Origin of the sequence: Companilactobacillus muriivasis (genome assembly GCF_036246245.1) — a bacterium.
GTDB lineage: Bacteria > Bacillota > Bacilli > Lactobacillales > Lactobacillaceae > Companilactobacillus > Companilactobacillus muriivasis.
On record NZ_BTTQ01000006.1, the window covers coordinates 102,941 to 127,348 of the forward strand.

Sequence of the window (24,408 nt, forward strand, 5' to 3'; positions counted from 1 at the left end):
TTAAAAAATTGCATAAAAAATCCTTCAGACATCACATCTTGAAGTCTAAAGGAAAATTAAAGATTTATTTTTTAAGGTTCTTTTCGATGAAGTCGCGTACATCTGCATCCTTCATATCGAGGAATGGTTTTTCAGCTTCTTCAGTCTTAACTGTATCGTGATTGTTGTTCTCCATGAAATAATCCCAGATTGCGTCACGAACAACTGTATCATCATCGCTCCAGTCGAAAGCCTCACTCATCTTTAGGTTCAATACTTCTGGTTCTTTTGCAATGGCTGCATCAGCCATCTTTGATGGATCTACTTCTGCCATAATTCAACAACCTCCTTTGTTACAAGACCATTATAGTTCTATTCTGAAAAAGTGACACATAAAAAGTCTATAATTTTTTACTATTTTATTAATTGGCATCATCTTTTCACTGATAAGACTTAATATCATTGGGTTTTATAAATAAATAATACTTTTTATACATTTTGTACAACAAATTCAATTGGATTTTGAGTACATTTCTTGACATACTCATGATATACTAAGTTCTCACACTAGTCAGAGTGTGAATCTCCTTACAACATAGAAGAACGCCGAAGGCCAACCATACACGTCCAGATATGGTTGGCTTTTTTGGTTGCCGTCTCCAGGGATGGAAAATATTCACCTGCTATGCGGACCGATTCGAGCCACAGTGCGGTCTCGAATCTCGGTTTGAAGCCTTACCAAAGTACGGTAAGTCTCCAAACTCGCCCGGTGGTGTAACGGCTAAAGCCGTAACGCCACACCCACAGCCGGTGAATATTTCCATCCCTTCCGACTAATTCACTTTCTGTTGATATAATTCCCTGTTGTTTCGACTGATTAAACATACTAAGAAAATTACAATTGAAATTTTGTGGTTAGTTTGTATCATTCAAAATTCAAATTGTTATTAAATATAGTATTTTCTAATTGACCGGAAACTTATTGCGTAATTTTAATTAATGACCAATTAAAACGGTAAAGGATTTTTCAAATGAAGAAAATGCTAACCTCTCAAGAGCTTATAGAGTATATGAAAAATAAGGGAATCACCTTCAATATAATATCCGAAGTTGATGCAAAGATTATGCTAAATAAAGTAAATTACTATTTCAAAGTAACATCATACCGCAATAACTTTTCTAAAGATGTAAAAGGAAAATATAAAAACTTGGACTTTGCGTATCTTACGGATCTAGCTTCCATTGACATGCAACTGCGAGACTACCTCTTTGATATGTCAATTGATATAGAACATAGCACAAAGGTTTTACTATTAAACCTAATTAGTAACGATCCTCAAGAAGATGGTTACTCCATTGTTAATGATTTTAAAAATAAATATCCGTCACATTATAGTAAGACCTTTGAATACTTGTCTACCAATAAGTATTTACACGATATGTATTTAAAACATCGATCAAATGTTTCCATCTGGGTATTCTTAGAAGTAACAACATTTGGTACATTATCACTATTTGTAAATTTCTACTTGGAAAGGAAAAATACTAAATCTGTCCGTCAAATACACAACTATTTGAGGTTTACTAAAAATATTCGAAATGCCTGTGCCCACAGTAACCCGTTACTTGTAAATATCTTTTCCGATAAAGAACTTTTAAAACATCCCTCAGCACCAGTAAAATCAGCAGCACGTAAAATGAACATCCCAACAAATTATTTGCAAGATTTAAAAATAAATGATCTCGTATCTTTATTTTTTATTCATAAAAACCTGCAAAGTAAAAAAATGGGTGAGCACCGCCATAGACAGGGAAAAAGACTAATTAAAAGATTCCATAGACATGAAGACTGGTATTCCAATAACTACAAACTAAATACATTTTTCAAAATACTAAGCAAACTAATTGACTATCTAGAGAACACATAGTATTATTTGAACCATGAAATGACGATTCGATCGTCAGCTGGCCTAGGTACAGCCGAAAGCTAGTCAGATCCATGGAGCCCAGAGTGCACTCTCGGCTCTTTTTTTGTACCCAGAATCATTTACTCCATACCTTATCCGTCGACCTGTCTTTAATAACTTCATCTGTCAATTTATCCAAAGAACATACTTTCACAAGATTTTTTAACTCTGATTATGCTTAACTTTAAAACCTATATACACTGGAGCAAATAAGTTAGTTGACCATCTAGAAACAACCTAGTATCATTTAAGACATGAAATGACGATTCGATCGTCAGCTGGCCTAGGTACTGCCGAAAGCTAGTCAGAATTACCCATAGCCGAGCCGAGAGTGCACTCTCAGCTCTTTTTTTGTCCTAAAAATTACTTACGCAATATCTTATCCATCGATTTACCCTTAGCAACCTCATCAACTAATTTATCCAAATAACGGATTTTCTGCATCAAAGGATCAGAAATATCTTCCACTCTAACGCCACAAATAGTTCCCGTAATTAGGTGTGCATTTTCATTCAAAAGTGGTGCTTGGTCAAAGAATTCTTTCATAGTCACATCAGCGGAAATTTGTGCTTGTAAACTATTTTCATCGTAACCTGTCAGCCAGTAAATAACCCTATCCAGATTCTCCTTAGGCTGATTCTTCCGTTCAACTTTTTGAATATAAAGCGGATAAATTCTACTAAAAGCCATCTGAAAAATTTTCGTATTAGCCATAATATTCCTCCAGCACCTATTTTTAATTTAAAGTATCTATACATAACCAACTCAAGTCAATAAAAACAATTCAGTTATAACAAACAACTTAGCCTTCGGGTGTGAGTGATGGAGCCAGCAGTGACAGTGGTGTTAGGACGACGAAGTCGTTCTTACAGCACAGACGTATTTTGAGATTTGCGCACTATGCAAAGCTCAAAATCGAGGCGCGAGACCGCACTTCGGCTCGCACCGGTCTCACAGCGGCGGAATCACTCACACCCGAAGGCGGCATAGAACTAAAAAAGCAGCCCTCCGAAGAGAGTCTGCTTTATTTTTTACTATTTTTTTCAGCATCGGCTTTCTTGCCCAATGTAGAATGATGCATACCATAAGCAAAGTAAACAACCAAACCAATGGCAAACCAGATACCAGCATATGTCTTAGCTTGAATATCAAGTCCCCAGAAAATAATCAGTGAACCGATAAAACCAAGTGCAGGTAGAACTGGATATAATGGAACTTTGAAATCAGGCATATTGATATCTTTACCCTCACGTTTTCTCAATGGATAAATTCCCAAGGAAACGAACATGAATGCAATCAATGTTCCGGCTGAAATCAATTGAGCCAAGAATGCGAATGGACAAAAAGCTCCAATCAAGATACCAACAATGGAAAGTACTAGTAACGCATGATTAGGAAGGTTATTTTTGTTCAACTTACCTAACCAACTTGGCAACATTCCGTCACGTCCGAATGAGTAAACCAGTCTTGAACCAGCCAACATCATCCCGATCAACGCGGTAAACATACCGATAACGGCAATTGCCTGAATGACACTAGCAATAATTGGATGTCCAGCATGTCTCAAAGCCCAACCAACAGGCTCAGCGTTATTAGCGTATGAAGAATATTTGAACATTCCGACAAGTACTAAGGCAACAGCAACGAACAAGACAACGGCAATCAATAATGACCCTAAAATACCACGAGGCATTGTCTTCCCGGGATCTTTAGCTTCAGCAGAATTAGCAGCGATAGAATCAAATCCGATATATGATAGGAAAATCATTGATACACCGGCGTAAATTCCTTGCCAACCACCAAAGGCAGTTCCATCAGGATTAACACGATACTTAGGAATAAATGGGAAATAATTTTCCACGTGAATGGCAGTCAAACCAACGACAATAAACGTTAAAACGGCCAAAACTTTTAGCACAACTAGAATATTTTCAACTTTAGCAGCACCACCAGCACCATGAGAAATCAGCCACGCTACAGCCGCAATTACGACTACGGCCACCAAATCGACAACTCCACCGTTGTTACCAAAAGTATTAGCAATGGCATTCGGAAAATGGACTCCCAATGGCTCCAACAGTCCTCTGAAATTGGCGGACAGCCCGGACCCAACGAAAGCTAACGCGATGAAATACTCTGCCAGTAAGGCCCAACCTGCGACCCAACCGAAGAATTCACCGAACATTACGTTGATCCAGGAATACGCTGAACCAGCGAATGGCATTGCAGCAGCCATTTCCGCATAGGCAAAAGCTACTAAACCGGCCACAATTGCGGCAACGATGAATGAGAACACCACGGACGGACCAGTATGCTCAGCGGCAACCACTCCGGGCAACGTAAAGATTGACGTTGAAACAATTGTCCCAACTCCTAATGCCAAGAAATCCTTAACTGTTAAAACTCGAACTAAATGTGAATCTTTATCCTCGTATATACTCGGATCTTCTTTTAAGGTCAAACGTTTAAAAAAATCACTCATAAAAAAATCTCTCCCTTATTTACCAACCTATTTTTTCGTTATTCGGAATAATTACTTGATTATTTTCTGCTGCAGCAAAAGCGTCGTCCAAAACGTCCAATGCTTTATCCAATTCTTCACGGCTGATGACTAGTGGCGGTTGAAATCTAAGAATATTACCCTTTAATGTAATCATAACAACACCGTGTTGAAATGCATAATAAATCACTTTGTTAGCAAAGTCGGGATTTGGTTCTTTGGAGTCACGATCTTTAACTAATTCGATGCCACCATCGAGTCCATACATTCTCACATCCCCAATTTCTGGGTAATGTTTCTGCATTTCTTTAAATCTCTTTTCAGCATGAAAGCCACCTTCTGTTGACTTTTCAAGTAAATCTTCTTCTTCCAAAACATCTAAAGTAGCTAAGGAAGCGGCGCAACAGACTGGATTACCGGCCGTTGTGAAGACGTGTGCAGGTGAATCAAGGCTTTCCATAATTTCTTTTCTACCAATTGTAGCAGATAAAGGCATTCCAGAAGCAAGGGACTTTCCAACTGACATCAAGTCGGGTTCGATGCCATCAAACTGTTGGTAACTCCACATTTTACCAGTACGGCCCATGCCTTGATTTACTTCGTCGACCGCAAAGAGGATTCCGTGTTCGTGACAGTAGTCATAAACTAATTTCATATATTCTTCAGGAGCTTTACGAATGCCCCCATCTCCTTGAATAGGTTCAATCAAAACGCAGGCAACTTCATCAGGAGGTAGAAAACTTTCGAACGGCTCCTTGAATGCATCGAAGTAACGTAACGCTACATCGTGCTCAGTTTCATTGGGATAACGGCGATACAAATCTGGATAAGGCACGTGAACGACTCCGGGCATCAATGGACCCATCTTGCGAGTCATGTTCAAGCTGACACCTGACAAAGCCATAGAGCCAAAGGTTGAGCCATGATACGCATCCATGTAGGACACGATATATTGGCGGCCTGTGTATGCTCGAGCAAATTTAACAATCGCATCGTTTGCTTCAGAGCCAGAATTTGAGAAAACAACTTTCTTTTCACTGCCAGGAACTAATTTTGCCAAACGTTCAGCTAATTCTTGTCCAGGACGATGATGAAAATAGGCAGGTGTGTAATGAATCAGTTTTTCGGCCTGCTCTTGAATTGCTTTAACGACTTTTTCATTAGTATGACCAACGTTGATAGCAGATGCGCTTGCCAACAAGTCAATATACTCGTTTCCATCAGCATCGACTAAAGTTGCATCGTGGGCTGATTCTATGACTAAATCATAATAGTTGATACGAGAAGCTTGAGCGTAGTACTTATTTTCGTTTTGAATCAAGCGGTGGTCCACCTCGTGATCATGATCTACATTTTGCGTTGTCATAATGACACCTCCTAAATTTTTTATTGTTGAAATATTGATATTTTAATGGTTTTTTAATTTAGTTGCAAGATTTTTATTGTAGTTAAATCCTACATAATCAAGGTGAAAGCGTGTTCTATGGCATTACATCAGCTTGCGTAGGTTAAAGAAAAATTAAAGATTTTTTAATTTATGAGGAGTTGCTAATAATTAATTCAGGAACTACCATGTTGGCGGAGGTATTTAACAATGATCAATGACGATAAAAAATTGTTAGAATACATGTCGAATTTTTACAATACACCTGTTGATTTATTGACGGAAAAATATACTATGGAGCAACTTCAGGATGCTTATAATCAGATTGTCCAGAAGACTCGATATCAAAGATATTTGGATAGTGATAAAACGCTTCCTAGCGAGTATGTTATAAAGGAATTCAGTCCTTTGTAGGCTGTCTGTCTCCAGGGATGAGAAAATATTCACCTGCTATGCGGACCGATCCGAGCCACAGTTCAGTAAGGCTCCAAACTTGCCCGGTGGTGAATATTTTCTCATCCCTTCCGACTAATTTAAACTGAATATAAAATTGCTCTAAACATATAAATACAACAACCAAAAAGAGTCGCAATTCCATATTGGATTGCGACTCTTTATTTACTCTAATTATCCAATTGATTATAAGAATGAACGTAATATTTCTTTCATTGGTGGTAATTTGGGCATTGAGCCTTTATCAAGTATGTGGTCAAAACCAAACTTGGCATAGCCTTGTGCTTCATCCATCATGATTTTTCCTGGCAATGGAGCTTCATCTGTTACTGCTACATCCAATAGCACGGGTTTTTCAGGGTTACGATACTTGGCGATTGCTTCAGAAAATTCTTGGTCGGTTGTGATACGTTCGCCGATTCCTCCACAGGCTTCCGCAAATTTGGCAAAGTCAATTTCTGGCAAACTGATACCGTAATTTTGTTGGCCGGCTGACTGTTGTTCGTATTCAATAAATGCCAACAATTTGTTATTCAAAACAACGTAGAGCATTGGCAAATTATATCTGACTGCTGTTGCAAAATCTTGCATGACCATTGCAGTGGCACCGTCTCCGGCAATTGCATAAACAGGACGATCTGGGAAATCTTTCTTAGCAGCTATGGCTCCTGGCAATGCACAGCCCATAGTTCCCAGCCATGCCGAAATTGTATACATTTGGCTGGATTTAGCTGTTAAGAATCTGGCACCAAAGGCTGTTGAGGTCCCAACATCGATTGACCAAATTGTATCGCTAGGAGCACTCTTACTGATATTGTGGAACATTAATGATGGCAAAACTCCTTGGTGCTTCTTGGAATAAACGTCTTGCATCCACTTGTGCCACTGACCAATTTTGCCAACTGCTTCATCCAAATAAGGACGTTGTGTAACTTCAGTCCCTAGCTCATTCAAGCGTGTCAAAGCTTCTTTAGCATCGGCCTGAATTGCAATATCTACATGACGACGTTTGCCCAATCGATCAGCATTAACGTCAATTTGAATCGCAGCGACTTTCTTATTTAAGTAGGCTGTGTATGGATAATCCGTGCCGACCATGATTACTAAATCAGCTTTTTGCATCATTTCAAAAGCAGGCTTAGTCCCTAGTTTACCCAATTGTCCCAGATTATAAGGATGATCATCGTCAACTAAACCTTTGGCAGGCATCGTCAAAATAATAGGCAATTTATATTTTTCAATAAATTTCTTCATTTCCTTTTTGGCATCTTTAATACCAACTCCGGCTAAAACGATTGGATTAGCATGACTTTCAATCATTTCCAAGGCTTTTTTAATTTGGAAATCATCAACTTTGTAATTTTCCATATGAAAGTTGTCGACATTGGGTTTGAAATTATCCTTAATCATATGATCAGGAATGTCATCCGGAATCGTCAAAACAGCCACACCTTTTTTCGAAATGGCAGTTCTGATTGCTTCGTCCATAATTCTTGGCAATGATTGGGGATCCATAATAATTTTGTTATAAACGGCAACATCATCAAATAGTACGTGCGTATCGACTTCTTGGAAGAAATCTGTATTGAGTAATTTCGATTGAACTTGTCCCACGATAGCTAGCACAGGAACGTGATCCATCTTGGCATCGTAAAGTCCGTTCAACAAATGGATTGCGCCGGGACCTCCGATTGATAGACAAACACCCAATTTTCCAGTTAATTTAGCATGAGCAGCCGCAGATAAAGCAGCAACTTCTTCATGTAATACATGGGTAAAAGTAATTTTATCTTGAACTCGGTATAAAGCGTCAATCGTAGTATCGACCGAATCCCCGGGCAAACCGTAAATATTATCTACGCCCCACTTTGTTAAAACGTCAATCATTTCATCAGATGCACGAACAGCCATAATTGTAGCCTCCAAACGTCATATATACCTATAACGTACCACAAAGATTTCACAATAAAAGAAATTTGCTTAGAGCTGATTTGACCCAGTGTTAATGGCTAAACATTTGAGATTGTGAAATAAGTGCTAACACTGATTCTCTTTTTAATCATTTCTGGTATCATATATTGTAGGGCTCCAGGGATGAGAACATTTGCCTGCTATGCGGAACGGCCTGAGCCACAGTGCGGTCTCAGGCCTCGGTTTGAAGCCTTGCAAAATCAGCAAGTCTCCAAACTCGCCCGGTGGTGTAATGGCTAAAGCCATAACGCCACACCCACAGCTGGTAAATGTTCTCATCCCTTCCGCTTATTTTTCCAATTAAGTCGGTTGCTTGGTAACTAAATATTATGTATACCGATATTTTAGTTATTTAGAACCATCGGATTATCTATAACATAAAAAACTTAGCCGAAGGTTGACAGTGATTTTCACCAGCAGTGAAGGTGGAGTTAGGACTTTAGTCCTTACTCCACGGACGACTTTTGAGACGCGGGTTTCGGCTCAAAAGCGAGGCGCGAGACCTTGGCTCGCACCGGTCCTCACAGCAGGTGAAAAATCACTGTCAACTGGAGGCGGATTAACACATATATATCAGAGGGGATTTCAAAATGGTTAGACAGTTCCAACTTTATCGTTGGTTACGTTTCATCTTCTTGTTAGTGGCTGGCATTTTAATTGTCGTTGCGCCAATCAAGAGTTTCGATATCATCATCTACATTGTTTCCAGTTACATTGCCATCTATGGCGTGCTATCCATTTTTGACGGTTTAAGTATTCGACGAACCACGGGGGAAAATAACATTGCTGTCGGACTGGGGATTGGCGCATTATTTTTGGCACTAGCGGTCTTATTATTCGTTAGATTTCTCGTTCCACTTGTTCCACCAGTTTTAGGAATCATCCTGCTAGTCAACGGTATCAACCAATATCGTGATTCGCATGAGATGACAAAAAAGGCCCCGGTAACGCCATACCTCGACTATTTCTACTCAGCATTGTTGATGCTGGCCGGTATCGTGTTTATCCTGAACCCTTCTAAAACTATTATTTTCATATATCAATTATTCGGTTTAAGCTTAATTATTTTAGCTTTCTTTGAAATCATAAACTCCAGAATCTATCGCAATTAGATCTGGATTTTTTTTAGCATTACGGTACTCAAACCATTGGGAATAGCGCTCTGCTCAAAGTGAGTTGTTGCCTGCCACGTCTGCACATTTTCACCACTACGAACTGAGATAGCTTCAACAATGAGAGTTCCCAGTTTAAAGCTATTCAAATTGTGCACATTAACGCCCATGATGGCAGCTGAACTTTTCTGGTCAACATTTAAATTGGCGCCAATACTGGCAGCTGTTTCAGAAAGCATTGCATTGATACTGCCGGCTTTCTTCTCTTCCATATTTAAATGTTCTTCCGTCAAATCCATCTGCAAGACAACTTTATGTCTCCCTTGTTCAAGTACTTCAATTCCTAAATCCTTTAATAAACTCATTTTGTACCTCAATTTTTTTCGATAATTAGTAAAAAATTCTTATATATGTGTTTTACAATAAATCATAATGTATTAATCGTATCAAATTTTTGATTGAAAAGAGGTCATATTTTGGAAAACTGGTTAGTCAAACGTGCAAAACTCGATCCAAAAAAAATTGCGTTGATACTGGAACACGCAGATTTTACCTTTAGCGAACTCAATTCAACCGTTCAACTCTTCGCCGGTAAACTATACTCTAGCGGAATTCGCCAAAACGACCCCGTAGCATTATTTACCGATAATTGTTTTAATGGCTACGTTGCCATTTTAGCACTTCAACAGTTGGGAACACGAACTATCTTCCTCGACACTGAGCTGCCCCAAGCTACTTTGACCTACCAGTTGCACGACTGCAATCCCAAAATGATTCTGATCAGCGATTCAGCCAATACGAAAGAAATCAATCAAATTACATGGAACAAAACTTTCATGTCCGATATTTTGAGCCTGAAAAAGGATCCTAATTATCAACCAATATCGGAGTTCACCGATACGCAAGTTTCTTCAATTTTCTATACGCCAAGCGCTGACAGTAACGATACCGGCGTGATGTTAACGTATGGCAACTACTTCTATTCTGCCATGGGTACCGCTTTGAACCTTGGTATCAACAAAAAAGACTCTTGGGTACTAACATTGCCCCTATTCAACGTACCCGGATTCATTATCATCATGCGGGCATTGATATATGGCATCGGCGTTTATCTAATTGATGGCTTCGATATCGACCACATCAACAAAGTTTTGATCAATGAACGAGCAACAATCATTTCATTGACCCCCTCTTTATTGCGAGAACTATTAAACAATTTGCCAAAAGGACAGCGTTATAACGATAACTTTCGTTGTATTTTCCTAGGCACTGGCCAGATTGATAACTGGACTTTGTTGCGCTGTAACATGCTAGAAATCCCTGTTTTACAGTCATACGGCATGACTGAAACGACCTCGAACATCTCAGCATTGAACTTCGACGACGCCGAAATCAAAGCTGGATCATGTGGTCAACCATTTTTCACAACTCAAATTCGCATCACCAATATCAATCAAGATAATATCGGTAACATCGAATTAAAATCACCTACAGTTGCAGTTGGCTACCTCAATAAGCGAGCTCTCTATCAGTCACGATTCACTAAAGATGGCTTTTTCAAAACCGGCGATGTCGGTTACTTAGACGATGACAATTTTCTCTATATAAAGGGCCGCCAAGCTGATTTAATCTACTACGGCGACAAAGTTATCTATCCCGAAGAAGTCGAAAACATCTTCCGTAGCGTCAACGGCATCATCGACATCTGTATCGTAGGCATTCCGAACAAAGCTGGCAAAGAAGTTCCCGTAGCGTATTTAACAATGCAAGAAAATGCCTTTTTAACCAGTGCCGACTTGCAAGAATTTGGTCAACACAATTTAGTCGATTATCAAGTTCCTAGTGAATATCGTCAAATTGATAAGTTTCCCAAGTCAACGAACGGAAAGATATTAAGAAACAGACTTTTGAATTTGGAATATAAAACAATTTAAGTAAACACTGATCAGAAAATGGTCAGTGCTTTTTATTTTATTGTACTTTTATATTTTTGGCCTTAAGTACCTGCTTTCAAAGGCTTAAACTCAAATATTATATTCTAAAATCATTTTCACAACTAAGCTATAGCCATAATTTAGACGGAGGGCATCGCTGAAATAGTAGTCCGCAGTGGAGGTGGCGTTAGAGCTTTAGCTCTTACACCACGGGACGAGTTTTGAGACGTGGTCTTCGACTCAAAATCGAGGTTCGAGACCGCATTTTGGCTCGGACCGGTCCCCACAGCAGACTACTATTTCAGCGATGCCCGGAAAGGTTGCATATAAAACAAATCAGTTGTAAGATAATTAATTGTTAGTCAGCTAACGTTTAATTTAAATTGAGGTAAAAACTATGTCAGAACACTATACCAATCGGCTTTTAAAAATTGCCACCAATCAAATCACCCATGAACTGGACCTCTTTGCTCACAAATACGATACAACTTGGATGCAAATGTCTGTTATCGACTATTTGAGTCGTCAAGGTGATAAAGAAATGTTTCAACGTGACATCGAGCGCGAATTTCTCATTCAACGATCAACTGCCACCGTCCTTTTGCAACGGATGGAAAAGAGAGATTTGCTATATCGCCAATCTTCAACTACTGATGCACGTCAAAAATCAGTTTATTTAACCGATAAATCTCGTAATTTAGAAACAGAGATCAATCAGTTTATGAATCATCAACAAAAGACTTTAGAAGATAACTTTTCGAGCGCCGAAATTGCTACATTTGAAAAAATTCTTAAATTTTACGTTAATGGAGGCGAAGAATAATGAATAAATCCGAAAAAATTCCTTTAAACGTTCTACTGGCCGTTATCGCGACTGGTTTAATGTCATTTTGTGGCGTTATCGTCGAAACTTCCATGAATATTTCCTTCCCTACATTGATGAAAGAATTCAACGTCACCACTTCGACTGTACAATGGATGACAACTATTTATCTGCTTATCGTCGCTATCGTTGTGCCGTTATCATCATATTTAAAGAAAAATTTCAAAACTAAAACACTATTTATCTTTGCCAACCTCTTCTTCATTTTCGGTGTTTTAATTGATGCCATAGCACCCGCATTTCCAATTCTATTGTTAGGGCGGATTATCCAAGGTCTTGGTACCGGAATTGCTTTGCCACTGATGTTCAACATTATTTTGGAAAATGTTCCCGAATCAAAAATTGGGCTAATGATGGGAATCGGAACACTAATTACTGCTGTGGCTCCTGCCATCGGTCCAACCTTTGGTGGTCTAGTTGTCAGCTCACTTGGATGGCGCTACATCTTCGTAATTCTCTTGCCAATTTTGATTGTTTCTTTCCTATTAGGAATTAAAAATATCCAACAAAAAAGCCAAATTCAAAAATCTAAATTTGACTCACTCAGTTTATTCAGTTTGATTTTAACTTTTGGCGGACTGATCTTCGGATTCAGTAACATGAGCAAACCGAACCTCGTAGTAATCGTAGGATTTTTAGTGGGAATCATTGGCCTTGTCAGCTTCATTCTCCGCTCAACTCAAATTGCCAGTCCTATCGTCAATTTGAAAGTCCTCAAGAATCACACTTTTAGCAGTCATGTAGCTAGTTTCTTCATTTTCCAAATTCTATCGCTAGGATTTGCATTTATCCTGCCCAACTATATCCAACTTGTCAATAATAATTCAGCCACAGTTGCCGGTTTGGCAGTCTTTCCTGCTGGTGTCATTGGGGCAATTTTAGCTCCTCTAGGTGGAAAAGTTCTCGATGAAATGGGCGCTCGCTTACCAATTTTATTCGGTGTCACATGTGCTGATATTTCCCTAATTATTTTCACAATCTTCAGTTTACATTTAACAAATACGATGATTGTCTGGATTTATATTCTCTATATGTTCGGAATGGGATTGTCATTTGGTAATATCATGACCAATGGTCTGAAATATCTTTCTGGCCCTGATCAAGCCGATGGAAACGCCATTTTTAACACGCTGCAACAATTTGCTGGAGCGACTGGTACATCAATTGTTTCTGCCATCATTGCTCAAAGTCAAAGCAATACTCACCTCAGCCTCAAGGTATCAACTGCAATTGGTACACAACATGCTTTCATTGTTTTAGTAATTTTAGGATTGCTCAATTTGTTCATCCTATTCAAAGCTATTCCAAGTAATACTCAAAAAAGTTAGCTACTTTATCCATTAATCGTGGTTCAACCAAGTGACCTGCTTTGTAGCCAGTAATAAACGCTACTTGGTCGGCATAACTTTCATTATGAATACGGTCGAAAAAGTCTTTGGACTGGCGATATGGAATTCGATAATCGTCAGTTCCATGCCAAAATAGCAATGGTCGATGGGCGATTGTTTCTGGGTGCCGGCTCAAATCATAAGCATTAATCCAGCTTGTCAACTGCTCTAAATCATCTGGAACATAAATTCCACGACGCTTGGCATCTTCTCGAACTAATCTTGCATACGTTGAAAGATCCGGGGTACCCATAATGATAGTTGCAGCAGTGATTTCAGGATGTGCCGTTAACAAGGCTCCAGTCGTCATTGCTCCCATCGAGTACCCGCCAACGCCAATCTTATTATCTTTGATTAAATATTTATTAGAATAATAATCTCGAATCAACGAATATTCAGTCAAATTTCCTTGGATACTGTTCCAAAAGGTAAACGAGGGAATTGAAGAGACATCCGCTAATCTTTGCCCGTGATTCATTGCATCGGGTAGGATGACACGGATATTTTTTTGTGCTAATTTTCGTGCTTGAGTCAAAACTAATTCTTTACTGGAGCGCCAACCATGATAAAAAATTACGAGAGGCAATTGTTTGTGAAATCCATCATCTGGAATCACCTCTAAAATTGGTACATCTTGTATCATTTGTTGATAAATTTTTGTCATTTTGTCACCTCGGAACCATAATATCACCCAGAATACAAAAAAAAGCAGGAATAAAAAATATTCCTACATTATATTAAATATATGGTAAATTTCTATTTTTAATTTTAAATAATAACTCCTCAACATCGCGACTGTGGCGATGACCTGTATCCATGTCAAACTTGATTAAGTCACTGCGGAAACTAATCAATTCAACTTCTAGATTTTCGTCATACTCAAGTTGTTTAAGATGTTTAAACACCAGTTTTATTAACGAACCTTCTGAACCTAAATTGAAGGATCCAACGGACTCCTCAACGGAACGGATAAAATTATCTCGCTCGACGTTGGAAACTTTAACTTGTTTCAAAATGTTACCACCCTTCTATTTGGAAATTCCAAAACCCATATGCGATTTGTTCTCATTTATTGTCATCATTATGCCTCAATTTTGATGGCATGTGCTTTCAACTTTATATAAAATACTTATACAATTTTGAACTTTTCATATAAAATCAGGAAACTCTCATTGACTAAATTATGACATCATAACTATTTTGTGTCATGTGATTTCACAAAGTAGCCAAGATAGTGTATCAAGTTGTCGAATAGTTTTAATATATTGCCATTTTTATCAAATTATATTAAAGAGATTGTAGAAGTTTTTTAATATTGGACTTATAATTAATTTGGTTATATAGGCGAGATGTATATACCTAACAATATTTTCATTGTTATCCGTTTTGAAAGTAGTACTCCTTCTCAACTGCTTAGGAATCAGGGTTAGTGGTAGGCTCTGATTTTAAATTTCTCGCAAAAATAAAGACTTGTGGTAGGTCTTTATTTTTTTTTACCCTTTTTGGGGTGTATTGAAGGAGGCCGCCTGTGGTTGTCAGTAATGCAGTCTGCCATGTGACCGGTGCGAGCCAAGGTCTCGCGCCTCGATTTTGAGCTTCGCAAAGTACGCGAATCTCAAAATACGTCAGTGGTGTAAGAGCAGAAAACCGCTGCTCTAACGCCACTCTCACGGCTGTCTGCATTACTGACAACCACAGACTAATTTTTTGACTCAAATAATAAATTTTTCCACGATTCTTCATTTATTAATCACTGTAAAGGCTGCTGTACCAGCTTATAAATATTGTAATTACCATTATCTTGCTGTTTTTTGCATTTTGTTGATCAAGATAATGTGCTGACTATTTTCATATGATTGTAAATAGATTTTTGATTAATGAACCTAGGCTAGTTTTGATATTAATTTCGTCTTTATCTCTTAAACTTGATCATCATTAATCATTAGTGAATGGCATTAAAAATATCGGTAAAAGAAACAAATTTCTTCAAAAATACCTGCAAGTGGCATACTTCCAAAGACAAAAAAAGACAAAGCAATTATATTTGCTTTGCCATTAGCAACCATCATGATATATCCATAACCATTGCTCTGCTTATCATTTATTTTAAAGTCTATTTGCCAGATTTGAATCATCGCTCAAATACTTTCACATTCAACTAATGACGATTTCCCAGCTCTGGAGACGATATCTTTAATTTACACTACAAGTTAATCTTCTTTTTTATTATATTCAGGATCATCCAAATCCTTGACGATATCAACGCCATAAAGATTGTTAACTTCCGCATCTTTTGGAGCTGGATGCACGACCACGATGGCAATCGCACCTTTGCTGCTTACGTACCCGACAAAGGTTGTGACTTCCTCAACGTAATATGGCAATCCGTCTGAGTGAATTATATATTGCCCAGCGACCGGCATACTTTCGATGTAAACTTTGTTCATTCGGATATAGTCGTCACCGTCATGAAGCATGATTAATATTTTATACATGAAATACACCCTTTTCTTATTCTACCTATTGTTCTATCGTAATAGTTATGGAAAATAAATACTAGTTTTAAAAACATCTATGAGGAAGAAAAAATGCAAAATAAGCGTCAGATCTATGCTGATCGAATCGTTGTCAAAATTGGCACAAGCACTTTAATTCGTCAAAATAGCAAGATCAACTTAAATGTTATCAAAGAACTTGCCAAAGTTTTGAGCACCCTCAAAAAAGAAGGCAAAGATGTCGTCCTAGTTTCATCCGGTGCTATTGGTGTCGGTATGGGAGTTTTAGGAATCGATCAATGTCCGGTTAAAATTTCGAAACAACAAGCTGTTGCTGCTGTCGGTCAAGCCGAATTGATGCAGATTTATAATGAAGCTTTCCACGAATACGGTATGTCAGTCGCCCAAATGTTGATCACTCGTGATATAATCGATTATCCGGAAAGTCACACCAACGTGATGAACAGTTTCCAAGAATTGCTCTCAATGGATAATGCTATTCCAATCGTCAACGAAAATGATACAGTCACCGTTTCCGAATTGGACCACCACACAAAATTTGGCGATAATGACCAACTTTCTGCCATTGTAACTAATTTAGTAGATGCCGACTTGTTAATTATGTTGTCAGATATCGACGGCTTCTTCACAGCCAATCCTTTAAAAGTTCCCGATGCTCAACTAGTTCCCAGAATTGATTCTATCAGCCCTGCCATTATCGCAGCCGCTGGTGGTCACGGAACAAAATATGGTACTGGTGGCATGACGACTAAATTAAAAGCCGCTGAACGCATTTTAAAGCACAATCAGCAGATGGTATTAACAAACGGTAAGAATCCTGACATCATCTTTAATATTTTGTCAGGCGATCCAGTTGGTACATTATTTTCTAAATCAAACGAATAAGTTCGTCTGATCCGCCTCCGGTCGTCAGTAATATAGTCCTGCTGTGAGGACCGGTTCGAGCCAAAGTTCGGTCTCGAGCCTCGATTTTAAGCCGAAAACCGCGTCTCAAAAGTCGTCCGTGGTGTAATTGCTAAAGCAATAACGCCACCTTCACTGCTGGACTATATTACTGATGACCTCCGGCTAGTGTATTTTTTAGTTTTGAAATTGTACTATTACAGAATACTGTCAGCATAATACTCGTGCCATACAATTTACAATCAAGTCCATTACCGAGATGCTACAAATTCTTTCGACTGATTATATGACATTAAAAGAAATAAATTAGTCGGAAGAACTGAGCGTATTTACCGGCTGTGACAGTGGTGTTAGAGCTTTAGCTCTTACACCACCGGGCGAGTTTGGAGACTTGCGGTTTTTGCAAGGCTTCAAATCGAGGTTCGAGACCGCACTGTGGCTCGAACCGGTCCGCATAGCAGGTAAATACGCTCAGTTCTGGAGAAGGAAACAATTAACTATTAGGAGGCGATAATGATGAATCCAAAATTTCCAATTGAAAAAGCCATTATTAACCTTATAAACAGTTATAAGAATCAAGTTACTAAAAAAATGCGTCCTCTTGGCCTCTATCCTGGTCAAGATATGATTTTATTGGAATTATTAAAACATGGGCAAGTTTCTCAAAACAAGCTTGTCGTAGAACTCTGTGTCGACCATTCAACAATTGCCAAATCCGTCCGCCGTATGGTCAGTAGTGATCTCATTCATACGGAAAAATCTACTGAAGATAAGCGCGTTACCCTCGTTAGTTTGACTGAGCATGGGCATGACTTAGCTAAGAAAGTTGAAGAAATTTGGGTCACTTCAGAGTGTTGTGCAACTAATGGTTTGAGTGAAGAAGAACAACGCTTGTTTATTGAAATGATTGATAGAATTGCAAAAAATTTAAATAAGTGAGTAATTATGTTGACGGCAACATAAACTAGTGCTAAATTGATACTACGTTGACGGCAACATATTAATCAACGATAACTAAAACAAAATATTACTTAGACGTTAAAAATAGTGGATACAGCCGTCCGCTATTTTTTTGTCCTTTGAAAAATTAATCTACTATACTGCCGTCTCCGTGTGTGAGGAATTCTGCCTGCTGTGGGACCGGTGCGAGCCAAAGTACGATCTCGCACCTCGCTTTTGAGCCGAAAACCACGTCTCAAAAGTCGTCCCGTGATGTAAGGACTTACGTCCTTATATCACACCTTCACTGCTGGCAGATTCCTCACACACGGAGACTAGATTAACTTTTTAAATGACAAAACCGCTTTTTTTATAATTGAGTTTGATTTTACTTTAATTGAATATGAATTGATACAAATTCAATGAGTTCAAAATCTTTCCTATTTGTAGCACTCACAATGGTGATGAGTGCTTTTTTGTGTATACTAGAGATACATATCTAAATATTGAAAGCGGATAACATTTCATAAACTGGAATTCTTTCGCAATTAACACATTTACTTATCGTCATTATTCTGATGACAAAACTATATACAAATAACCTAGCCGGAGAGTGCCGGTGAATGGTAGTCCACGGTGGAGGTGGTGTAACGGCTTTAGCCGTTACACCACAGGGCGCCTTTGGATACTTGCCGAACTTTGGCAAGGATTCAAATCGAGGTTCGAGACCGCCTTTTGGCTCGGACCGGTTCTCACCGTGGACTACCATTTCACCGGCACCCGAAGGCGGCATATTTAAAAACAGTTTTAGGAGTGAAAAAATCATGACAGATCTAGAAAAAATGGGTCAAAATGCCCAAAGTGCAGCTTTTGAATTAGGTCAACTTGGTACTCAAAAGAAAAATAATGCCTTATTAAACATGGCCAATGCTTTGGTACTCAACACTAAAAAGATTATTGATGCTAACAAAGAAGATATTGCTAATGCTAAGAAGAATGGCATTAAAGAAGCGATGATCGACCGTCTTTTATTAACACCGGATCGTATCAACGATATGTCCGACGGCTTACGTCAAGTAATGGACTTACCTGACCCTATCGGCAAAGTTGAACGTGGTTGGGAAACTGTAACTGGCCTCGATATTACTCAAGAGCGTGTGCCTTTGGGTGTCATTGGTATGATTTATGAAGCTCGCCCTAACGTGACTGTTGATGCTGCTGGTCTATGTTTTAAAGCTGGTAACGCCGTTATTTTGCGTGGTGGTAAAGAAGCTATCAATTCCAACATTATTTTGTCAGAAACACTTCGTTCGGCTTTGAAAGATTCCGGTATCACTCCTGATGCTGTCCAATTGATTGACGATGTCAGTCATGAAACAGCCCAGAAGATGATGGAATTAACTGAATATATCGATGTTTTGATTCCTCGTGGTAGCGGTAAATTTATCAAGATGGTCGTCAACAAAGCTAAAGTGCCAATTATCGAAACTGGTGCCGGCAACTGTCATATTTACGTTGATAAAGACGCTGATTTGGAAAAGGCCTTGAAGATTATTATCAATGCCAAAGTCCAACGCCCTTCTGTCTGCAATGCGGCTGAAAAAGTTGTCCTTCACAAGGATATTGCTAATCAATTTTTGCCAAAACTTTACAATGCCTTGCGTGCCAATAACGTTGAAGTCCGTGGCGATACTCTAGCCAAAGCAATCGTTCCTGATATTGTGCCCGCTACTGATGAAGATTGGGGCACCGAATACGACGATTACATCATTGCTATTAAAATCGTTGACGGAATCGATGACGCTATCAAACATATCAACAAATACAATACAAAACACAGTGAATCAATCATCACTGAAAACTATTCAGCCAGTCGCAAATTCATGAAACAAATCGATGCTGCGGTGGTTTACACAAACGCTTCAACTCGTTTCACTGATGGACAACAATTTGGCTTCGGAGCTGAAATTGGTATCAGTACTCAAAAGCTTCACGCCAGAGGTCCCATGGGGGCCAACGAATTAACTACTACGAAGTATCTGGTACAAGGCGATGGACAAATCAGAGAATAATTTTAAAATTCAAACAATTACAAAAATCACTTCCAAACATTATCAGCTTTTCTTGGATGCTGATCCGTCTCGAAAAATTGTGGATAGTTATCTTGACCGAGCTTACAAATTTGAACTTGTGCACAATGACGAACTATTAGGCGTGCTATTAATGCTCGATACCAGACCCGAAACAGTGGAAATTGTGAATATTGCTGTGGATGAATCGGTTCAAAATCAAGGTTTAGGCGAAAAGTTAATTCGGTTTGCACTTGATTGGGCTGAAAAAAGGCAATATCATACAATTGAAATTGGTACAGGTAGTACAAGTTTTGCACAGCTTTACCTTTATCAAAAATGTGGCTTTCGAGTTGTTAACATTGATCGTAACTTCTTTGTGGATAATTACGATGAACCAATTATCGAAAATAAACTAATTTTGAAGGATATGATTAGAATGGAAAAGAAAATTAATTCTACATCAAGAGAAGTGGCCGAGAAAAATTTAGCTGAAGCTATTAAAGATATACCCGTTGAGCATCTCGAGAGTCAAAAAGACGCTGATGCTTGGCTTAAAGAGCATCCTGAAGATGATGAATAATAATTTATAGTCAAAAAGAACTGTAACAATCATTTGTGATTGATACAGTTCTTTTTTTGATTATATATAGGCAGTGGCTCTAAAACGAGTTCCGACAGGGCAACTCCTTCCGCTTTTCATGATTTTGTAAATCGCCCGCAAGTTCAGCGTGCAATTCACAAAACCACGAAAATGCTCGGGAGCTAACCGCCCTGTCTCCACTCTCTTCTTAAGATTGTGCCACATAATTCTTAATAAACTTATAAATATGTAAATCTTTAGCAATCAACAACATATCCCCGACCATCACTGCTGTGACAATCGCAAAGAAGAACAGGATTTGATTTAACGAACCAGCATCCAATTGAATCCCTTGGAAACGTAAATCCGTTAATAGTACATAAACAATATATCCAACTATCAAAAACTCCAATAATTCAAATGGAGCCTGAAAACGAACACCGAATCTTTTATTTAGATCACTATCTAAAGTATTTAGTTTTTCATCAGAAAAGAAAGATAATTCTATAATCGTGTTTCTCATGTTTAATATTATTTCCAAAATTAATAATAATAACCAAAACAAGAAAACAAGCATGAATCCTATAAAACAATCACCAGATGACATTATTTTTCCTTTCACGTATCTAACTTAATTTTAATACATCTGGGTTAATTCTCAACACTATTTCACTTTGAAAACGTTATCTGGTTAAAGTATGCCTTTTCCAGAGCTGAGGGTATTCATCTGCTGCGCGGAACGGCCCGAGCCAAAGAGCGGTCTCGAACCTCGGTTGAAGCCTTTTCAAAGGCCGAAAAGTCTCCAACACGCCCGGTGGTGTAATTGCTAAAGCAATAACGCCACTTTCGCTGCATATGAATACCCTCAGCTCTTTCAACTAATTTATTTAGTACTTTAAAAAAATTACAACCTTCAACAATATATGATTTATATGATTCAGTAGCTTAGTTTAGGGAACAAACCTTTTTGATATGCGAAAAAAGTTCCAAGTAAATAAATTAACATTTACTCAGAACTTACACTTAATTATCTATTTAATATATCGAGCACATGGATGATTTTGAGATTTGCGGTTTGTGCAAAGCTCAAAATCGAGGGTCGAGACCGCACCCCAGGCTCGATCCGGTCCACACAGCGGACTTTATCCCTCGCACCCTTCGGCGGCACCACTCACCTAATAACCGGTTGAATAGTTTACTTCATTAATAACAACTTCGCCATTTTCAACATATGACTTCAAGTTGCGCTTGAAAATATCGAAGGCTCGTTCTTCATAGTGAACACTGTTGCCAGCATCATGTGGTGTTATGATGACATTTTTCATATCCCACAATGGATTATCGCTTGGCAATGGTTCTGGAGTTGTAACATCCAAACCAGCTCCGGCAATTTCTTCATTTTGTAAGGCAGCAATCAAATCGTCCATCTTAGTAGTTTTTCCACGGCCGATATTGATGTAATAAGCTTTCTTAGACATAGCTTTGAACAATTCTTCATCAAACATACCAATAGTTTCTTCGGTATCTGGCAAAGCATTGACAACAAAGTGAACTTCATTGATTCTAGATTTCATTTCTGACATCGGAATCATTTCATCAATATATTCAGCGTCTTGATCAGTTCTTCTGACACCGATTGTCTTCATTCCCAAAGCTTTGGCATATTGAGCAATCAATTTTCCAATGTGGCCCACGCCAACAATCATGACGGTCTTGTTATAAACTTCATCATAACCATCGTCTTGTTTCCACTCACGGGCATCTTGATGTCTAGCAGTCAAATTCATACGGCGCATGAACATCAACATATAAGTCAAAGTTTGTTCCGCAATATTGATAGCATTGGCACCGGATCCGTTAGTTAAAATAACACCTTTTTCATTCAATTCACGCAAAGGCAAAGCGTCGACACCTGCACGAACAACTTGAATCCAATTCAAAGTATCGCTCTTCAAAACGGCATCTTTCAAAGTATTTGACCAGTCGTACAAAACTTCGACTCCATCGAGATCTTCAGGAGTAACCTTTTTAGGAGATACGACTTTTAAATCGATACCAGAGATTGATTGAATCTTCTCTGTTTGTTTCTTTGTTAAATTAACTAAACTAAGAACCTTCATTTTTCTACCTCGTTTTTAGGATTTAATTATCCAAAGGTTGAAAGAGACTAACTCTTGTCACCGGAATAATAACTCAATTATATCTTTTGATAGTTAAATTCCAAGTAAAGTAATGCCATTTTTTTGAAAAACTCCAGGGATGAGCATATTCACCTGCTATGCGGACCGATTCGAGCCACAGTACGGTCTCGAATCTCGGTTTGAAGCCTTACCAAAGTTCGGTAAGTCTCCAAACTCGCCCGGTGGTGTAATGGCTAAAGCCATAACGCCACACCCACAGCGGGTACGTATTCTCAGTCCTTCCGACTCATTTATTTCCTATTGTTATAAATAATTTCATTAAGATTTTGATTATGTGTCTATATACTAAATGAACTCTACTCAATCTTACGTGAACCCTGCAAGACAAAATACACTCCAGTCAATAAACAAACTAGCCTACGGGTGAGATGGATGGAGTCCTGCAGTGACAGTGGTGTTAGGACGGGCGTTCTTCCCGTTCTTACACCACAGGACGTGTTTTGAAATTCGCGCATTTTGCGAAGTTCAAAACCGAGGGTCGAGACCGCACTTCGGCTCGAGCCGGTCCCACAGCGGACTTCATCCATCTCACCCGTAGGCGGAAAACCCCTAAAGTAAAAACTTGTTGATTTTTCTGAAAATGACAAAAAATATTCGGAATGTATGATACAATATTACACGTTGCTCATTATTTGATTTATTTTACTATTTATGTTAGTGGAAGTTGCCCATTATTGATGGAGCAATTTTTTTACGTGAATTTTAGAAAATATTCACTCACCAAAGACAAATTATTACGAATTTATATGATTTAACCCATTTCTGAGTGAATTTTAATATTCGTGTTTTGCTTGATAGTATAGGTCATGATGAGACAAATTAATTAAATTTAGGGGTAGTATTAATTATGCATTATACATTGTTAGCACGTTGTATCGCTGAATTTATCGGAACAGCTATCATGGTTGCCCTCGGTAATGGTTCAGTTGCCAACGTTGAATTAAAAGGAACAAAAGGTTTCCACGGTGGGTGGATTTTAATCGGATTTGGTTACGGTATCGGTGTTATGATTCCGGCCATGATGTTTGGACCTGTCTCTGGTGGTCAAATCAACCCAGCTATGACTTTGGGATTAGCTATCAACGGCCAATTTCCATGGTCTGAAGTTGGTCCATATCTAATTGCTCAATTCTTAGGTGCCATCTTTGGTCAATTGTTAATTGTGGCTGCCTACAAGCCTTACTATAATAAAACAGAAAATGTTGAAAGTATCCTTGGTACATTCTCAACAATCGATGCTGAAAACAGTCGTCTTAACGGTTTCATTAACGAATTTATCGGTACCTTTATCTTGGTATTTGGTGCCGTAGCATTAACTTCTGATCATATCGACCCTCGTGCCGACTTTATCGGACTTGGATTCCTGGTTATGTGTTTGGTTATTTCATTTGGTGGTCCTACTGGTCCAGCTTTGAACCCTGCACGTGACCTTGGTCCTCGTGTATTGCATGCATTATTACCTTTAAATCCAAAGGGTTCTTCCCAATGGAAATATAGTTGGGTTCCAGTTGTTGCTCCAATCCTTGCTGGTATTTCTGCTATTAAAATTTACGGACTATTCTTTTAAATAATGATATCTTGGGACAATCTACTGAAAAGCAGGTTGTCCTTTTTGTTTCCGCCTCC

General features: G+C 38.6%; 22 protein-coding genes and 1 pseudogene. 11 read left to right on the forward strand and 12 right to left on the reverse strand.

Features of this window, described 5'->3' with window-relative positions; genetic code table 11:
* Positions 1 to 64: 64 nt before the first annotated feature.
* A complete protein-coding gene (locus tag AAA923_RS08085) occupies positions 65 to 313 on the reverse strand; it encodes a P8 family protein (RefSeq protein WP_082330688.1) in 249 nt (82 codons plus the stop codon).
* 697 nt (positions 314 to 1,010) lie between these two features.
* Here AAA923_RS08085 and AAA923_RS08090 point away from each other — a divergent pair.
* A complete protein-coding gene (locus AAA923_RS08090) occupies positions 1,011 to 1,907 on the forward strand; it encodes an Abi family protein (RefSeq protein ID WP_338216191.1) in 897 nt (298 codons plus the stop codon).
* 402 nt (positions 1,908 to 2,309) lie between these two features.
* Here AAA923_RS08090 and AAA923_RS08095 read toward each other — a convergent pair whose 3' ends face one another.
* The 3 genes from AAA923_RS08095 to AAA923_RS08105 form a co-directional block, all read right to left on the reverse strand.
* A complete protein-coding gene (locus AAA923_RS08095) occupies positions 2,310 to 2,660 on the reverse strand; it encodes a DUF2200 domain-containing protein (protein WP_338216193.1) in 351 nt (116 codons plus the stop codon).
* Positions 2,661 to 2,970: 310 nt separating this feature from the next.
* Complete coding sequence (locus AAA923_RS08100) at positions 2,971 to 4,428, reverse strand: APC family permease (protein WP_338216196.1); 1,458 nt, start codon at positions 4,426 to 4,428, stop codon at positions 2,971 to 2,973.
* Between the two features lie 19 nt (positions 4,429 to 4,447).
* Positions 4,448 to 5,812 carry an aspartate aminotransferase family protein gene (locus AAA923_RS08105; RefSeq protein ID WP_338216198.1) on the reverse strand — a complete coding sequence of 455 codons (1,365 nt, stop codon included), beginning with the start codon at positions 5,810 to 5,812 and terminating at the stop codon, positions 4,448 to 4,450.
* 228 nt (positions 5,813 to 6,040) lie between these two features.
* Between AAA923_RS08105 and AAA923_RS08110 the strand changes: the two genes are divergently transcribed.
* Entirely contained in the window at positions 6,041 to 6,244 is a 204-nt protein-coding gene (locus AAA923_RS08110; RefSeq protein WP_338216200.1) for an antitoxin, read from the forward strand.
* 225 nt (positions 6,245 to 6,469) lie between these two features.
* Here the strand turns inward: AAA923_RS08110 and AAA923_RS08115 are convergent, their stop codons facing one another.
* Positions 6,470 to 8,194 carry a pyruvate oxidase gene (locus tag AAA923_RS08115; protein ID WP_338216202.1) on the reverse strand — a complete coding sequence of 575 codons (1,725 nt, stop codon included), beginning with the start codon at positions 8,192 to 8,194 and terminating at the stop codon, positions 6,470 to 6,472.
* A 650-nt stretch (positions 8,195 to 8,844) separates the two neighbouring features.
* On the opposite strand from AAA923_RS08115, the gene AAA923_RS08120 reads away from it, so the two are divergent.
* Complete coding sequence (locus AAA923_RS08120) at positions 8,845 to 9,366, forward strand: DUF308 domain-containing protein (protein WP_338216204.1); 522 nt, start codon at positions 8,845 to 8,847, stop codon at positions 9,364 to 9,366.
* On the opposite strand, the gene AAA923_RS08125 is transcribed toward AAA923_RS08120, so the two are convergent.
* Complete coding sequence (locus AAA923_RS08125; RefSeq protein WP_041501242.1) at positions 9,363 to 9,731, reverse strand: PaaI family thioesterase; 369 nt, start codon at positions 9,729 to 9,731, stop codon at positions 9,363 to 9,365. The genes AAA923_RS08120 and AAA923_RS08125 overlap by 4 nt on opposite strands.
* Before the next feature lie 111 nt (positions 9,732 to 9,842).
* On the opposite strand from AAA923_RS08125, the gene AAA923_RS08130 reads away from it, so the two are divergent.
* From AAA923_RS08130 to AAA923_RS08140, 3 genes are all read left to right on the forward strand, one after another.
* Complete coding sequence (locus AAA923_RS08130; protein ID WP_338216206.1) at positions 9,843 to 11,300, forward strand: AMP-binding protein; 1,458 nt, start codon at positions 9,843 to 9,845, stop codon at positions 11,298 to 11,300.
* 397 nt (positions 11,301 to 11,697) lie between these two features.
* Positions 11,698 to 12,123 (forward strand): MarR family winged helix-turn-helix transcriptional regulator, encoded by a 426-nt coding sequence (locus tag AAA923_RS08135; protein ID WP_338216208.1) that lies wholly within the window; start codon positions 11,698 to 11,700, stop codon positions 12,121 to 12,123.
* Positions 12,120 to 13,511, forward strand: coding sequence for an MDR family MFS transporter (locus AAA923_RS08140; RefSeq protein ID WP_435890172.1), 1,392 nt, complete (start codon positions 12,120 to 12,122; stop codon positions 13,509 to 13,511). Before AAA923_RS08135 ends, AAA923_RS08140 begins: the two co-directional genes overlap by 4 nt.
* Here AAA923_RS08140 and AAA923_RS08145 read toward each other — a convergent pair.
* The 4 genes from AAA923_RS08145 to AAA923_RS08160 all read right to left on the reverse strand — a co-directional run bounded on the left by AAA923_RS08145 (position 13,483) and on the right by AAA923_RS08160 (position 16,066).
* Positions 13,483 to 14,235 (reverse strand): alpha/beta fold hydrolase, encoded by a 753-nt coding sequence (locus AAA923_RS08145; RefSeq protein ID WP_338216214.1) that lies wholly within the window; start codon positions 14,233 to 14,235, stop codon positions 13,483 to 13,485. The genes AAA923_RS08140 and AAA923_RS08145 overlap by 29 nt on opposite strands.
* Before the next feature lie 73 nt (positions 14,236 to 14,308).
* Positions 14,309 to 14,584: a hypothetical protein gene (locus AAA923_RS08150; protein WP_041501237.1), complete on the reverse strand. Its 276-nt coding sequence runs from the start codon at positions 14,582 to 14,584 to the stop codon at positions 14,309 to 14,311.
* A gap of 942 nt (positions 14,585 to 15,526) precedes the next feature.
* Positions 15,527 to 15,706: a hypothetical protein gene (locus AAA923_RS08155; RefSeq protein WP_338216217.1), complete on the reverse strand. Its 180-nt coding sequence runs from the start codon at positions 15,704 to 15,706 to the stop codon at positions 15,527 to 15,529.
* 75 nt (positions 15,707 to 15,781) lie between these two features.
* The gene (locus tag AAA923_RS08160; RefSeq protein ID WP_338216218.1) at positions 15,782 to 16,066 is read right to left on the reverse strand and encodes a LysR family transcriptional regulator; all 285 of its coding nucleotides are present in this window, start codon (positions 16,064 to 16,066) and stop codon (positions 15,782 to 15,784) included.
* A 93-nt stretch (positions 16,067 to 16,159) separates the two neighbouring features.
* Here AAA923_RS08160 and proB point away from each other — a divergent pair, with 93 nt between their 5' ends.
* The 4 genes and pseudogenes from proB to AAA923_RS08180 form a co-directional block, all read left to right on the forward strand.
* Positions 16,160 to 16,972 (forward strand): glutamate 5-kinase, encoded by an 813-nt coding sequence (proB, locus tag AAA923_RS08165; protein ID WP_338216220.1) that lies wholly within the window; start codon positions 16,160 to 16,162, stop codon positions 16,970 to 16,972.
* A gap of 531 nt (positions 16,973 to 17,503) precedes the next feature.
* Positions 17,504 to 17,929: a MarR family winged helix-turn-helix transcriptional regulator gene (locus AAA923_RS08170; protein ID WP_338216222.1), complete on the forward strand. Its 426-nt coding sequence runs from the start codon at positions 17,504 to 17,506 to the stop codon at positions 17,927 to 17,929.
* A gap of 824 nt (positions 17,930 to 18,753) precedes the next feature.
* On the forward strand, positions 18,754 to 20,001 hold the full coding sequence (locus AAA923_RS08175; protein WP_338216224.1) for a glutamate-5-semialdehyde dehydrogenase: 1,248 nt from the start codon (positions 18,754 to 18,756) through the stop codon (positions 19,999 to 20,001).
* Positions 19,982 to 20,440, forward strand: a pseudogene (locus tag AAA923_RS08180) (GNAT family N-acetyltransferase); the annotation flags it as partial. The gene AAA923_RS08175 and the pseudogene AAA923_RS08180, both read left to right, overlap by 20 nt.
* Positions 20,441 to 20,789: 349 nt before the next feature.
* Here AAA923_RS08180 and AAA923_RS08185 read toward each other — a convergent pair.
* Together AAA923_RS08185 and AAA923_RS08190 are read right to left on the reverse strand one after the other, a co-directional pair.
* Entirely contained in the window at positions 20,790 to 21,104 is a 315-nt protein-coding gene (locus tag AAA923_RS08185; protein ID WP_338216227.1) for a hypothetical protein, read from the reverse strand.
* 652 nt (positions 21,105 to 21,756) lie between these two features.
* Positions 21,757 to 22,701, reverse strand: a complete 945-nt coding sequence (locus AAA923_RS08190; RefSeq protein ID WP_338216228.1) for a D-2-hydroxyacid dehydrogenase — start codon at positions 22,699 to 22,701, stop codon at positions 21,757 to 21,759.
* A 928-nt stretch (positions 22,702 to 23,629) separates the two neighbouring features.
* On the opposite strand from AAA923_RS08190, the gene AAA923_RS08195 reads away from it, so the two are divergent.
* Positions 23,630 to 24,349 (forward strand): MIP/aquaporin family protein, encoded by a 720-nt coding sequence (locus AAA923_RS08195; protein ID WP_338216230.1) that lies wholly within the window; start codon positions 23,630 to 23,632, stop codon positions 24,347 to 24,349.
* The last annotated feature ends 59 nt before the right edge of the window (positions 24,350 to 24,408 follow it).

What these genes read in the sequence shown, in the direction of transcription:
- AAA923_RS08085 (WP_082330688.1), bottom strand. Translation starts at nt 313, where the DNA reads ATGGCAGAAGTAGATCCATCAAAGATGGCTGATGCAGCCATTGCAAAA.
- AAA923_RS08090 (WP_338216191.1), top strand. Translation starts at nt 1,011, where the DNA reads ATGAAGAAAATGCTAACCTCTCAAGAGCTTATAGAGTATATGAAAAAT.
- AAA923_RS08095 (WP_338216193.1), bottom strand. Translation starts at nt 2,660, where the DNA reads ATGGCTAATACGAAAATTTTTCAGATGGCTTTTAGTAGAATTTATCCG.
- AAA923_RS08100 (WP_338216196.1), bottom strand. Translation starts at nt 4,428, where the DNA reads ATGAGTGATTTTTTTAAACGTTTGACCTTAAAAGAAGATCCGAGTATA.
- AAA923_RS08105 (WP_338216198.1), bottom strand. Translation starts at nt 5,812, where the DNA reads ATGACAACGCAAAATGTAGATCATGATCACGAGGTGGACCACCGCTTG.
- AAA923_RS08110 (WP_338216200.1), top strand. Translation starts at nt 6,041, where the DNA reads ATGATCAATGACGATAAAAAATTGTTAGAATACATGTCGAATTTTTAC.
- AAA923_RS08115 (WP_338216202.1), bottom strand. Translation starts at nt 8,194, where the DNA reads ATGGCTGTTCGTGCATCTGATGAAATGATTGACGTTTTAACAAAGTGG.
- AAA923_RS08120 (WP_338216204.1), top strand. Translation starts at nt 8,845, where the DNA reads ATGGTTAGACAGTTCCAACTTTATCGTTGGTTACGTTTCATCTTCTTG.
- AAA923_RS08125 (WP_041501242.1), bottom strand. Translation starts at nt 9,731, where the DNA reads ATGAGTTTATTAAAGGATTTAGGAATTGAAGTACTTGAACAAGGGAGA.
- AAA923_RS08135 (WP_338216208.1), top strand. Translation starts at nt 11,698, where the DNA reads ATGTCAGAACACTATACCAATCGGCTTTTAAAAATTGCCACCAATCAA.
- AAA923_RS08145 (WP_338216214.1), bottom strand. Translation starts at nt 14,235, where the DNA reads ATGACAAAAATTTATCAACAAATGATACAAGATGTACCAATTTTAGAG.
- AAA923_RS08155 (WP_338216217.1), bottom strand. Translation starts at nt 15,706, where the DNA reads ATGATTCAAATCTGGCAAATAGACTTTAAAATAAATGATAAGCAGAGC.
- AAA923_RS08160 (WP_338216218.1), bottom strand. Translation starts at nt 16,066, where the DNA reads ATGTATAAAATATTAATCATGCTTCATGACGGTGACGACTATATCCGA.
- proB (WP_338216220.1), top strand. Translation starts at nt 16,160, where the DNA reads ATGCAAAATAAGCGTCAGATCTATGCTGATCGAATCGTTGTCAAAATT.
- AAA923_RS08170 (WP_338216222.1), top strand. Translation starts at nt 17,504, where the DNA reads ATGATGAATCCAAAATTTCCAATTGAAAAAGCCATTATTAACCTTATA.
- AAA923_RS08175 (WP_338216224.1), top strand. Translation starts at nt 18,754, where the DNA reads ATGACAGATCTAGAAAAAATGGGTCAAAATGCCCAAAGTGCAGCTTTT.
- AAA923_RS08185 (WP_338216227.1), bottom strand. Translation starts at nt 21,104, where the DNA reads ATGAGAAACACGATTATAGAATTATCTTTCTTTTCTGATGAAAAACTA.
- AAA923_RS08190 (WP_338216228.1), bottom strand. Translation starts at nt 22,701, where the DNA reads ATGAAGGTTCTTAGTTTAGTTAATTTAACAAAGAAACAAACAGAGAAG.
- AAA923_RS08195 (WP_338216230.1), top strand. Translation starts at nt 23,630, where the DNA reads ATGCATTATACATTGTTAGCACGTTGTATCGCTGAATTTATCGGAACA.